This is a genomic window from Streptomyces sp. NPDC046716 (assembly GCF_040645755.1).
Classification (GTDB): Bacteria; Actinomycetota; Actinomycetes; order Streptomycetales; family Streptomycetaceae; genus Streptomyces.
Genome location: NZ_JBEYYU010000010.1, coordinates 53,101 through 65,122, shown reverse-complemented (window position 1 = coordinate 65,122; position 12,022 = coordinate 53,101). Strand labels below are relative to the sequence as shown.

General features: G+C 71.2%; 12 protein-coding genes. 6 read left to right on the top strand and 6 right to left on the bottom strand.

What is annotated here, in order from left to right:
- Positions 1 to 41: 41 nt before the first annotated feature.
- Positions 42 to 2,507: a glycoside hydrolase family 3 C-terminal domain-containing protein gene (locus ABZ930_RS10305; protein WP_361544616.1), complete on the bottom strand. Its 2,466-nt coding sequence runs from the start codon at positions 2,505 to 2,507 to the stop codon at positions 42 to 44.
- 120 nt (positions 2,508 to 2,627) lie between these two features.
- Here ABZ930_RS10305 and ABZ930_RS10300 point away from each other — a divergent pair, with 120 nt between their 5' ends.
- Entirely contained in the window at positions 2,628 to 3,212 is a 585-nt protein-coding gene (locus ABZ930_RS10300) for a TetR/AcrR family transcriptional regulator (protein WP_361544613.1), read from the top strand.
- On the opposite strand, the gene ABZ930_RS10295 is transcribed toward ABZ930_RS10300, so the two are convergent.
- From ABZ930_RS10295 to ABZ930_RS10280, 4 genes are all read right to left on the bottom strand, one after another.
- Complete coding sequence (locus tag ABZ930_RS10295; protein ID WP_361544610.1) at positions 3,213 to 3,542, bottom strand: YrdB family protein; 330 nt, start codon at positions 3,540 to 3,542, stop codon at positions 3,213 to 3,215.
- Positions 3,539 to 4,378 (bottom strand): EI24 domain-containing protein, encoded by an 840-nt coding sequence (locus ABZ930_RS10290; RefSeq protein WP_361544607.1) that lies wholly within the window; start codon positions 4,376 to 4,378, stop codon positions 3,539 to 3,541. Before ABZ930_RS10290 ends, ABZ930_RS10295 begins: the two co-directional genes overlap by 4 nt.
- A gap of 39 nt (positions 4,379 to 4,417) precedes the next feature.
- Positions 4,418 to 4,840: an organic hydroperoxide resistance protein gene (locus tag ABZ930_RS10285; RefSeq protein ID WP_361544604.1), complete on the bottom strand. Its 423-nt coding sequence runs from the start codon at positions 4,838 to 4,840 to the stop codon at positions 4,418 to 4,420.
- A gap of 100 nt (positions 4,841 to 4,940) precedes the next feature.
- Entirely contained in the window at positions 4,941 to 5,966 is a 1,026-nt protein-coding gene (locus ABZ930_RS10280) for an NADP-dependent oxidoreductase (RefSeq protein ID WP_361544601.1), read from the bottom strand.
- 122 nt (positions 5,967 to 6,088) lie between these two features.
- Here ABZ930_RS10280 and ABZ930_RS10275 point away from each other — a divergent pair, with 122 nt between their 5' ends.
- Positions 6,089 to 6,526, top strand: coding sequence for a MarR family transcriptional regulator (locus ABZ930_RS10275; RefSeq protein WP_361544598.1), 438 nt, complete (start codon positions 6,089 to 6,091; stop codon positions 6,524 to 6,526).
- 29 nt (positions 6,527 to 6,555) lie between these two features.
- On the opposite strand, the gene ABZ930_RS10270 is transcribed toward ABZ930_RS10275, so the two are convergent.
- Positions 6,556 to 7,230: a hypothetical protein gene (locus ABZ930_RS10270; protein ID WP_361544595.1), complete on the bottom strand. Its 675-nt coding sequence runs from the start codon at positions 7,228 to 7,230 to the stop codon at positions 6,556 to 6,558.
- Positions 7,231 to 7,431: 201 nt separating this feature from the next.
- On the opposite strand from ABZ930_RS10270, the gene ABZ930_RS10265 reads away from it, so the two are divergent.
- The 4 genes from ABZ930_RS10265 (at position 7,432) to chvE (ending at position 11,970) form a co-directional block, all read left to right on the top strand.
- Complete coding sequence (locus tag ABZ930_RS10265) at positions 7,432 to 8,592, top strand: mandelate racemase/muconate lactonizing enzyme family protein (protein ID WP_361544592.1); 1,161 nt, start codon at positions 7,432 to 7,434, stop codon at positions 8,590 to 8,592.
- Positions 8,589 to 9,593 (top strand): alcohol dehydrogenase catalytic domain-containing protein, encoded by a 1,005-nt coding sequence (locus ABZ930_RS10260; protein WP_361544589.1) that lies wholly within the window; start codon positions 8,589 to 8,591, stop codon positions 9,591 to 9,593. Before ABZ930_RS10265 ends, ABZ930_RS10260 begins: the two co-directional genes overlap by 4 nt.
- A 165-nt stretch (positions 9,594 to 9,758) precedes the next feature.
- Positions 9,759 to 10,715, top strand: a complete 957-nt coding sequence (locus ABZ930_RS10255) for a hypothetical protein (RefSeq protein WP_361544586.1) — start codon at positions 9,759 to 9,761, stop codon at positions 10,713 to 10,715.
- 139 nt (positions 10,716 to 10,854) lie between these two features.
- Positions 10,855 to 11,970 (top strand): multiple monosaccharide ABC transporter substrate-binding protein, encoded by a 1,116-nt coding sequence (chvE, locus tag ABZ930_RS10250; RefSeq protein WP_361544583.1) that lies wholly within the window; start codon positions 10,855 to 10,857, stop codon positions 11,968 to 11,970.
- Positions 11,971 to 12,022 lie beyond the last annotated feature (52 nt).

The window sequence follows — 12,022 nt, the reverse complement described above, 5'->3', positions numbered from 1 at the left end:
CGGGGTCAGGTGCCGCCGCCCCTGATCAGAGGGACCGATCGTCAGGCGGCGATCGTCTCGTGGAGGCGGGCGTCGGTGAGGGAACGGCCCGCCGTCAGGACGTACGCGCCCGCCCGGTGGGTCCACGCGCCCGCGGTCTCGTCCCAGCTCTCGAAGGCGCGGCGCGGGATGTCGATCACCGCTTCGACGGTCTCTCCGGGGCCCGCGGTGACCGTCGCGAAGCCGGCCAGCCAGCGGGCCGGGCGGTCGGTGTCGGCCTGGGACGGCGCGGGGGCCAGATAGAGCTGGACGACCTCGCGGCCGGCGCGCTCCCCCGTGTTGCGGACCCGGACCGTGACCGTGGTGCCGGCCGCGTCCTCGGCGCCGTTGACGTCGATCGACTCGTAGCTCCAGTCGGTGTAGCCGAGGCCGTGGCCGAAGGGGTAGGCGGGGGTGGCGCCGGCCCGGTCCCAGGCGCGATAGCCGATGAACACGCCCTCGGTGTAGGCGAGTTCGCCGTCGGCCGGGGTGGTCCTGGTGACGGGGGCGTCGGCGAGCGCGCCCCAGGTGGTGGGCAGCCGGCCGCCGGGCTCCTCCGCGCCGGTGAGCACGTCGGCGAGGGCGGCGCCGCCCTCCTGGCCGGGGAACCAGCTCAGGAGTACGGCGGCCACGTCGTCGCGCCACGGGAGTTCCACCGGGGAGCCGGAGTTGACGACCACGACCGTGTTCGGATTGGCGGCCGCGACGGCGCGCACCAGGTCGTCCTGGCGGCCGGGCAGCCGCAGGTCGGTGCGGTCGAAGCCCTCCGACTCGACCCGCTCGGTCGTCGCCACCACGACCACCGCCGCCTCGGCGTCGCGCGCCGCCTCGACGGCCTCGGCGATCAGGGCGTCGGCGTCGCGGCGCGGGCCGAGGTGGACGAGGCTGAACAGCACGGCGGGCAGCGGCAGCGCGAAGGACTTGTCGAGCGGATGGAGCAGGGAGACCTCGACCGGGCGGCCCTCGGTGAGCGTGACCCTGCCGCGCTCCTGCGGGGCGCCGAAAACCGCCTCGAAGGGATCGGACTCGGCGCCCATCGCCTGCACGCCGTCGTAGAGGACGGTGCCGTCGACGGTGAGGGTGAACGCGCCGAGGCCCCGGGTGCCGAAGGCGTGGTCGCCGCTCTCGCGCGGGGTGAAGGTGCCCGTGATCTCGATGCTGTGCAGGGCTTCGTGGGTGACGCCCGCGGGCAGGTCGTCGCCGAGCCACTGGAGCTGACCGTTGGGCAGGGTGCCCTCGCCGAGGACGGTGCCGTCGGCGTCGCGGCAGACCGCGCGCAGCTCGAACCCCTTGTCGGCGGGGGTGAGTTCGTCGCTCGGGTCGGCGCCGACGGCGTACGAGAGCGAGGGGAACGCGGCGCCGAGGCCGTCGAGCGGGGAGGTGATGTGCGCCGGGAAGACGGTGGCGGAGCCGCCGCCGAGGACGCGGGCGTCGCGGGCGGCGGCGCCGATCAGGGCGATCCGGGCGTCCGGGCGCAGCGGCAGGGCGCCGGAGTTGCGGACGAGGACGAAGGCGCGGCGGGCGATCTCGCGGGCCAGCGCCTCCCCGTCGATCTCGGCCGGGGGGTCGGTGACGACGGGGTCGGCGCCGTCGAGGATGCCGACGCGGGCGGCGAGGCGCAGGACGCGGCGGACGGCGTCGTCGACCTCGGACTCGTCGGCCTCGCCCGCGCGGACGGCCGCCGCGAGCGCCGGGCCGTAGACGGTCTGCGGGCCCGGCATGGCGACGTCGAGGCCGCCCTTGAGGGCGCCGGTGGTGGAGCGGGCGGCCAGCCAGTCGGAGACGTTGAAGCCGTCGAATCCCCACTCGCCGCGCAGCACCTCGTTCACGAGGTAGCGGTGTTCGGTCATCGTCGTGCCGTCGACCTGGTTGTAGGCGGTCATGATGCCCCACGGGTGGGCGTTCGCGACGATCGCCTCGAAGGGGGCCAGGTACAGCTCGCGCAGGGCGCGCTCGCCGACCAGGTTGTTCACGGTGAAGCGGTCGGTCTCCGCGTCGTTGGCGACGAAGTGCTTGACGGTGGTGCCGACGCCGCCGGACTGCACGCCCTGTACGTAGCCGGTGCCGATCGCGCCGGTCAGGTACGGGTCCTCGCTGTACGCCTCGAAGTGGCGGCCGCCGAGCGGTGAGCGGTGCAGGTTCACGGTGGGGGCGAGCAGGACGTGGACGCCCTTGCGGCGGGCCTCCTGGGCGAGCAGGGCGCCGGCCCGGCGGGCCAGCGCGGGGTCCCAGGTGGCGGCGAGCGCGGTCGGGGACGGCAGGGCGATCGACGGGTCGTCGGCGCTCCAGCGGGTGCCGCGCACGCCGATCGGGCCGTCGGACATGACCAGGGACTTCAGCCCGATCTCCGGGACCGGGGGCAGCGACCACATGTCGCGGCCGCCGAGCAGCCGGGTCTTGCCGTCGAGGTCCATCTTGCCGAGTGCGGCCTCCACGGCCGCCTCGCGGGCTCGCGCCCGCTCGTCGCCGTCCACGTGCTGCTGCGCCATGCCGGCACCTCCTCGTCGAGGTTCATCAAGTCTGGGCACCTCCATCCTGCACCCGTTACCTGTAGAGCAGTAGGTTTTGTTATCTGCCCGTTATATTCAGTCGGCGGGGGCGCCCCGGTCATGTCGTACGGTGACGGCATGAGCGGCACCAGAAGCGCCCGGAGCGGTGAGCGGCGGGCGAAGATCCTGCGCGCCACGCTCGAAGTGATCGCCGAGCGCGGGTACCGGGGCGCGAGCCTCGCGGCCGTCGCCGAGCGCGTGGGCCTGACCCAGCAGGGGCTGCTGCACCACTTCCCGACGAAGGAGGCGCTGCTCGTCGCCGTCCTGGAGGAGCGGGACCAGTGGGACGCGGTGCCGGACAGCCAGTGGCGGCTCGATCTGCTGGGCTCGCTGGTGGAGTACAACGCGATGCGGCCCGGCATCGTGCAGACCTTCTCGGCGCTGCTCGGGGAGTCGGTGACCGACGGGCATCCGGCGCGGGAGTTCTTCACCGAGCGCTATGCCGGGGTGCGGGGCGCGATGGCGCAGGTGCTGCGTGCCGAGTACGGGGAGCGGCTGCCGGGCGGGCTCACACCGGAGCGGGCCGCTCCGCTGCTGGTCGCGGTGATGGACGGGCTGCAGTACCAGTGGCTGCTCGACCCGGAGTCGGTGGACATGCCGGGCGCGTTCCGGGACTTCCTGGAACTGCTGGGCGCCGAAGGGTAGTCACTGGTCCCAGGCCGCCGCGAGCGCCTTGCTCACCAGGCAGAGGGCGGCGAAGACTCCCGCCCAGACGTACGCGCCCATCAGCGCCAGGGCGGCCACTCCCGCGCCGAACCAGATCACCTCGAAGGCGACGCGGGTCGCTCCGCGGGTTTTCCAGGTCGCTTTCGGGGAGCCGAAGAGGACCCAGGCCGTGATCATCACGGCGAGGCCGGCGAAGCCGAGCAGCAGGGAGAGCGGGGTCGGTACGTCGCGGGTGAAGCCGTAGGCGGCGACGGCGCCGAGGGCGATCAGTTCGATGGCGAAGAGGATGCCGAGGTTGGCCGTCTTCACCAGGCCGTTCCCTGCGGGGCCTCGTCCGCCTGGTTGCCGTCCGGGGCCGTCTGCGGGTGCGTCGTGGCCGGCCGCGCCCCCGGCTGCGCTTCCCCTGAGGGAGCTTCCAGGTCCCGGACCATCAAGGTCGCCCCCGCCACCGCGCCCGGCATCAGGAAGACCGCCACGAACGGCACCAGGAACGCCACCGCGAGCGGGGCGCCGAAGCCCCACGCGAGGCCCTTGCGGGAGCGCAACAGGGCGAGCCGGTCGCGGAGTTGGACCTCGCGGCGCTGGAGGGCCACCGCCGTCAGCTCCTCCGTGAGGAAGAAGCCGGTGACGAAGAAGCCGATGACCGGGACGACGGTCTGGCCGACGAAGGGGAGGAAGCCGCACGCGAAGAGCAGCACGCCCCACAGGGCCGCGCGGACCAGGATGCGGAGGCTGTCGCGGGCGGAGATCCACAGGTCCCGCCAGAGCGGGAGGCCCGACTCGGGGGCCGTGCCGTCGCCCTCGCTCCGGTCGACCTCCTCGGAGAGGGACTCATAGAAGGGCTGGCCGACCAGCAGGGTCACGGCGGTGAAGGTGAGGACCGCGAGCAGCAGGCCCAGGGCGAAGAGGACCACCGTCAGGAAGCCGCGGAACAGGCCCTGCCACGGGGACGACCAGTCGTCGGCGAACGGCGTCGCCCAGGAGATGAGGTCGTCGCCCCAGACGGCCAGGCAGACCAGGGCCGCGACGTACAGCACGAGCGTGATCAGACCGGGCAGCAGGCCCCATCCGTACTGCTTGCCGTGCCGGGCAACCCAGCGCTGCCCCTTCATCAAGTAGCCGAAGCCCGCCCCGAGATCACGCATGGCGCAAACCTTACGGGACGGGCCACAGGCCGTGGACGGTCAGGACGAGAGCGTGACCGTGATGTTGCCGCGGGTCGCCTTGGAGTACGGGCAGACCTGGTGGGCCTTCTCGACCAGGGACTTGGCGGTGGCCGCGTCCACGTTCGGGATCGAGGCGGCGATCTCGACGATCAGGCCGAAGCCGTCGTCGTTCTTGCCGATGCCGACCTTCGCGGTGACGGTCGAGCCGGTGATGTCGGCGCTCTCCTGGCGGGCGACGACGGCCAGGGCACCCTGGAAGCAGGCGCTGTAACCGGCCGCGAAGAGCTGCTCGGGGTTGGTGCCGTTGCCCGAACCGCCCTGCTCCTTCGGCGGGTTGACGACGACGTCCAGCTTGCCGTCGTCGGTGGAGACCCGGCCGTCGCGGCCGTTCTCGGCGGTGGCTACGGCGGTGTAGACGACGTCGGACTGCGTGATGGCCATGACCGGCTCCCTCGTTCGCGCGTTCACTGTTTTTCGTTAGGCGGAACGAGGTTACCGAATCATGGAACTACTGGAAGTGACCGGGGTCACTTGCGGCAGGTCAGAGCTTCACGACCATCTTTCCGGTGTTGTCGCCGCGCAGAACGCCGAGGAAGGCCTCCAGGTTGTTCTCGATGCCGTCGACGAACGTCTCGCGGTACTTCAGCTCGCCGGAGCGGACCCAGGCGCCGACCTCCTGGACGAACTGCGGCTGGAGGTCGTAGTGGTCGCCGACGAGGAAGCCCTCGATGCGGCCGCGGGTCTGGATCAGGCGCGCGAGGTTGCGCGGGCCGGGGGCCGGCTCGGTGTTGTTGTAGACCGAGATGGCGCCGCAGATGGCGATGCGGCCGTCGCGGTTGAGGCGGCCGATGGCGGCCTCCAGGTGGTCGCCGCCGACGTTGTCGAAGTAGGCGTCGACGCCGTCGGGCGCGGCCTCCTTGAGCAGCGTGTGGACGTCGCCCGACTTGTAGTTGAAGGCCGCGTCGAAGCCGTACTCCTCCAGGAGCAGCTTCACCTTCTCGTCGGAGCCCGCCGAGCCGATGACGCGCGAGGCGCCCTTGAGCTTGGCGATCTGGCCGACCTGGCCGCCGACCGCGCCGGCCGCGCCGGAGACGAAGACGCTGTCGCCCTCCTTGAAGGACAGGGTGCGCAGCAGGCCCGCGTACGCGGTGAGGCCGGTCATGCCCAGCACACCGAGGTACGTGGAGAGCGGCGCGGCCTCGGGGTCGACCTTCACGGCCTGCTTGGCGTCGAACGTCGCGTACTCGCGCCAGCCGAAGAAGTGCAGGACGTGGTCGCCGACCGCGACACCCTCGTCGTTCGAGGCGATGACGACGCCGACCGCGCCGCCCTGCATGGCCTTGCCCAGCTCGTAGGGGGCGACGTACGACTTCGCGGCGGACATCCGGCCGCGCATGTACGGGTCGACGGAGACATAGAGGTTCTTGACCAGGACCTGGCCTGCGCCCGGCTCGGTGACCGGGGCCTCGCGCAGCTCGAAGTCCTCGGGCTTCGGCCAGCCGACCGGACGGCTGAGGAGGACCCACTCGCGACCGGTGGCGGGGATCTGGGGGGTGTCGGCGGACATGCGCTGATCCTTCGGCTAGGGGGCGACTCGATCAGGAACTGCGTCGAAAACTATTTCAGTACCTGAAACAACCATGCGTCTGAATATTTCACTATGTCAAGTAAATGGGTATCCTGGAGCCCATGACCGCCCCTGTTTCCCGCCGTATGGACCCGCTCACGATCGAAGTGGTCGAGCTGATCGGGGGCGTCGTCGCGCGCTACCACCAGGAGTACGAGGAGGCCGCGGCCCGGCACCGGCTGACCGGGGCGCAGGCACGGGTGCTCAGTCTGCTCACGCTCGAACCTCTGCCGATGCGGCAGATCGCGCAGCGCCTGAAGTGCGAGCCGTCGAACATCACGGGGATCGTGGACCGGCTGGAGGCGCACGGGCTCGTGGAGCGGCAGCCGTCGCCCGGGGACCGGCGGGTGAAGGTGGCCGCGCCGACGGCGGAGGGCCGCGAGGTGGCGCGAGGCCTGCGGGACTCCCTGGACTTCGCGCGGGAGCCGCTGGCCGAGCTGTCGCGCGAGGAGCGTACGGCGCTCAGGGACATGCTGCGCAGGATGCTCGGGACCGACTGACCCCACAGCCCCACCCGCACCTCAGTCCCTCAGGTGCACCACCACAGGAAGCGGTCGCAGGTCTCCGACGGGCTCGGCTCGGCCGTCGGCTCCGTGGCCGTGGGGCGGGGCGATGAGGTCGTGGGGCGGGACGACGTGGCCGGCGGACCGTCCGGCGAACCGCCCGCCGTGGAGCCCGGGTCGACCGGCACGGCCGATCCGGCGCCCGTCGATCCGGTCCCCTCCGACGTGTCCGGCGACGCGGAGGCCGAGGCGGAGACGGACGGGGAGGCCGACGCGGAGGCGCGCGGCGAGGAGCGGGACACGGGCGGGGTCTGCGCCGTGGCCGCGCCGTCCGCACCGGGCGAGGCCGTCCCGTCGGCGCTCGCGTCCACCGCGTCGCCGGATATGTCCGGCGCCGCCCGGGCGCCGCCCTCCCCCGGGGACTCCGTGCCGAGTTCGACCACACCGACACCACCGGCCACGAGCGCCACACCCGCGACGGCGAGCAGGACGCGCCGCCGGGGCGACTTCCTGCGGGCGCGCCGGCGTCGGCCGGGACGGCGCACGCTCGGCTCGTCCTCGTACCCCGCGCCGTCCGGATCCACCGCCTCCTGTTCGGCGACCGTCTCGGCGTAGGCGCGCACGGCGTCGGCGGGGGTGCCGCAACCGGGGCAGATGAGGGCGCCGTTGAGGTGCCTGTGGCACGGGTGGCAGTAGTCCATGGTGCAGTGAGGCTAGAGGCGCAAGAGTGACGGAAGATGCTGGCGCTGTGAAGCTCCTGTGTGGAACACGGGGTTCCCCTTCACCTCTCACCGGCCACTGTTCCGTGCAGACCCATTGACACCTCCGCAGAGCCGTCCTTACTGTCACGCCAGCATTTCGAACGAGTGACGAAATATCGAACGGCTCAGGGGGCAACTGCCTTGCGCATCACGGGAATCAGCACACACGTAGTCGGTACTCCGTGGCGGAATCTCACCTACGTCCAGGTGCACACCGACGAGGGGATCACGGGCGTCGGCGAGACCCGGATGCTGGGCCACACCGACGCGCTCATCGGGTATCTGAACGAGGCGAAGGCCAACCACATTCTCGGCTCCGACCCGTTCGCCGTCGAGGACCTGGTCAAGCGGATGAAGTACGGCGACTACGGACGGGCGGGCGAGATCGTCATGTCCGGCATCGCCGTCATCGAGATGGCCTGCTGGGACATCAAGGGCAAGGCGCTGGGCGTGCCGGTCTGGCAGCTGCTCGGCGGCAAGGTGACCGACAGGGTCAAGGCGTACGCGAACGGCTGGTACACCACCGAGCGGACCCCGGAGGCGTACCACAAGGCCGCGCAGGCGGTGATGGAGCGCGGGTACAAGGCGCTGAAGATCGACCCGTTCGGCACCGGGCACTTCGAGCTGGACCACGAGCAGTCGCTGTACGCCGTCTCGCTGATCGAGGCCGTGCGCGACGCGATCGGCCCGGACGCCGAGCTGATGCTGGAGATGCACGGGCGGTTCTCGCCGGCCACCGCGATCCGCCTCGCCCGCGACCTCGCGCCGTTCAAGCCCGCGTGGCTGGAGGAGCCGGTGCCGCCGGAGAACCTCAAGGCGCTGGAGAAGGTCGCCGCGAAGGTCGACATGCCGGTCGCGACCGGTGAGCGGATCCACGACCGGATCGAGTTCCGCGAGCTGTTCGAGAGCCAGGCCGTGGACATCATCCAGCCCGACGTCGGCCACCTCGGCGGCATCTGGGAGACCCGGAAGCTGGCCGCGACCGCCGAGACGCACTACATGCTGGTCGCGCCGCACAACGTCGGCGGGCCCGTGCTGACGGCGGCCTCCCTCCAAGTCGGCTTCACCTCGCCGAACTTCAAGATCCTGGAGCACTTCAACGACTTCGCCGACGCCGACATCAAGAAGGTCGTCAAGGGCGCGCCGCAGGTCGTGGACGGCTACTTCGAGCTGTCGCACGAGCCCGGTCTCGGTGTCGAGCTGGACGTCGACGCCGCCGCCGAGTTCCCGCAGCAGCAGGCCCGGTTCGACCTGTGGGCCGAGGGCTGGGAGAAGCGCGACCCGAAGGGCGGCGGCCAGTGAGCTCCGCCGTCGTCGTCGAGGCGCCGGGCGCGCACCGGGTCGTCGCGCACGAGCCCGCCGCGCCCGGACCCGGCGAGGCGCTGGTCCGCGTGCACGCGGTCGGGATCTGCGGCTCCGACCGCGAGCTCTACCAGGGCAACCGGCCCGAGGGATACGTGCGCTACCCGCTGACTCCGGGCCACGAGTGGTCCGGCGTCGTGGACACCGTGGGCGCCGGGGTGCCCGATTCGCTGGTGGGCCGCAAGGTCGTCGGCGAGGGATTCCGGAACTGTCAGGTGTGCGAGCGCTGCCACGCCGGTGAGACGACGCTGTGCACCGCAGGGTACGAGGAGACAGGGTTCACGCAGCCGGGGGCGATGGCGGCGACGCTCGTGCTGCCCGCGCGGCTGCTGCACGTCCTGCCCGACGACGCCGACCTGACCGCCGCGGCGCTCCTCGAGCCGGCCGCCTGCGTCGCCGCCGCCGCGCTCAAGGCCCGGGCCCTGGCCGGTGAGCGGATGGCCGTCGTCGGGACCGGGACGCTCGGGATGCTCGCCGTGCAGTTCCTCGCGGCGCACTCCCCCGCCGAGCTGCTGGTGGTCGGCACCCGCGACGACCGGGCCGCGCTGTCGCGGCGGTTCGGGGCCACCGACTTCCGGCTGCGCGACGCGCCGCTCCCGGACGACATCGACGTCGTGATCGAGACCGCCGGGTCCGCGTCGGCCGCGAGGACCGCGGCGTCGCTGCTGCGGCGCGGCGGGCGGCTGGTCCTCACCGGGCTGCCGCCCGCCGGGGCCGACGGGCTGGACCCGACCGATCTCGTCGTGCGCCAGCTGGAGGTGCAGACCGTGTTCGGGGCCGCGCCGGACGCGTGGGCGCACGCCGTGCGGGCGTTCGGGGCGGGGCTGCTCGATCCGTCGCCGCTCGTCACGCACGAGTTGCCGCTGGAACGCTTCGCTGAGGCCATCGAGCTGGTGGGGGCCGGGGATCCGAAGGTGGGGAAGGTTTTGCTGCGGCCTTAGTTGTCAGGGCTTCGCCCCTCGATCCCTCTCGCCGTAGAGGTGCGGGTGCGCGGTCGGCCGACTGTCTCGTCGTGGCTGGTCGCGCAGTTCCCCGCGCCCCCTGGCTGCACCGTCGACCGATCCGCGTTCGATATCTCGAACCATGATGAACGTAAAGGAACCCGCGTGACCACCACCCCCCGCCGACCCGGCGAACCCGCCCTCTCCGCGCTCGGGCTGAGCGCGCCCGAACACGATCCGGCGGACGCCTCCCCGCACACGTTCCCCGACGGGGGGACCTGGCGCGTGGAGATTCCGTCCGTCGAGGGGCCCGAGGCCGTCGGGGTCGTCCTCAAGGAAGCGTCGCGGCTCGACGTGCCGATCCACCGGATCAGCCAGGGCAGCGGCATCTGGATGCTGCGCGACGCCGAGATCCTGGAGATGGCCGAGGCGACCGCCGAACGCGACATCGAGCTGTGCCTGTTCACCGGGCCGCGCGGCACCTGGGACACCGGCGCCTCCGTGCGCACCGACTCCGGCGGCGCGGGGCTGCGCGCCCGCGGTCACGACGCCGTCGCCGGGTGCGTCGAGGACGCCGTCCGGGCCACCGAGCTGGGCGTCAAGTGCCTGCTCGTCGCCGACGAGGGCGTGCTGTGGACGCTGCACCGGGCGCGCGCCCAAGGGATCATCCCGGCCGACACCACCCTCAAGGTGTCCGCGCTCGTCGGGCCCGTGAACCCGGCCTCGTACGCCGTGTACGAGCGGCTCGGCGCCGACTCGCTGAACGTGCCGTCCGATCTGACGCTCGCCCACCTCACCGAGATCCGCCGGGTGTCGGCCGCCCCGATGGACATGTATGTGGAGGCTCCGGACGACCTCGGCGGCTATGTCCGCATGTACGAGATCGCCGAACTGGTGCGCCGCGGCGCGCCGTTGTACCTGAAGTTCGGTCTCGCCAAGGCGCCCTCGATCTATCCGTACGGCGCCCAGTTGCGCGACGTCACCCTCGACACGGCCCGCGAGCGGGTGCGCCGGGGACGGCTCGCGCTCGACCTGCTCGCCCGGCACGGGGCCGGCGGCGGCATGTCCCCGCTCGGCTCGCGGCTGCCCGGCGACCTCGAGCGGTTCGACACCAGTCAATAACGTTCCGGAAACACAACTTCACAGCACACAACACAGCCGCGCACAATCCGACACACCTCCTCGGTCAACCACCCCTCCGCGTAGGCCACTTCGCCGCACCGCCGACCGAGCTCGCACCCACACATCAAGGATGATGACCATGCGAAACCGCCGAGCCGCACTCAGCGCGATAGCCGCGAGCGCCACCCTCGCCCTGACCCTCTCCGCCTGCGGCCAGAACAGCGACGGCGGCAGCAAGGAGGACAAGGGCAGCGCCAAGGGCTCCACCGTCGGCATCGCGATGCCGACCAAGTCCTCCGAGCGCTGGATCGCGGACGGGAACAACGTTGTCAAGTCCCTCAAGGCCAAGGGCTACAAGACCCAGCTGGTCTTCGGCGAGGACGACCCCGACCAGCAGGTATCGCAGATCGAGAACATGATCACGCAGGGCGTCTCGGCGCTGATCATCGCGGCGATCGACAACAAGTCGCTGGGCAACGTCCTCAAGGAGGCGGCCGACGCGGACATCCCCGTGATCGCGTACGACCGGCTGATCCTGGACTCCAAGGACGTCGACTACTACGCGACGTTCGACAACGAGAAGGTCGGCGAGCTCCAGGCCACCTCGCTGGTCGACAAGCTGGGTCTGTCGAACGGCAAGAAGGGCCCGTTCAACCTCGAGCTGTTCGCCGGCTCGAACGACGACAACAACACCAAGTACTTCTTCAACGGCGCGATGACCGTGCTCCAGCCCTACATCGACAAGAAGCAGCTGGTCATCAAGTCCAAGCAGACCAAGCTCAACCAGGTCACGACGCTGCGCTGGGACGGCGCCACCGCGCAGAAGCGCATGGACGACATCCTGACCTCGAAGTACTCGAGCGACCGGGTCGACGCGGTGCTCTCCCCGTACGACGGCATCTCGATCGGCATCATCTCGGCGCTGAAGTCCGACGGCTACGGCTCCAAGTCCAAGCCGCTGCCGGCCGTCTCCGGCCAGGACGCCGAGGTCGCCTCGGTGAAGTCGATCATCGCGGGCGAGCAGTACTCGACGGTCTACAAGGACACGCGCAAGCTCGCCGAGGAAGCCGTGACCATGGTCGACGACGTGCTCAACGACAAGAAGCCCGAGACCAACGACGACAAGACGTACGACAACGGCGCCAAGGTCGTCCCGTCGTTCCTGCTGCAGCCGGTCGCCGTCACCAAGGACAACTACGAGAAGACCCTCGTCGACGGCGGCTACTACACCAAGAAGGACCTGGGCCTGAAGTAGGCCGCCCAGAGACCCAGTTGACCGCCTCCGCACACTAGATGAAGGGCACGAC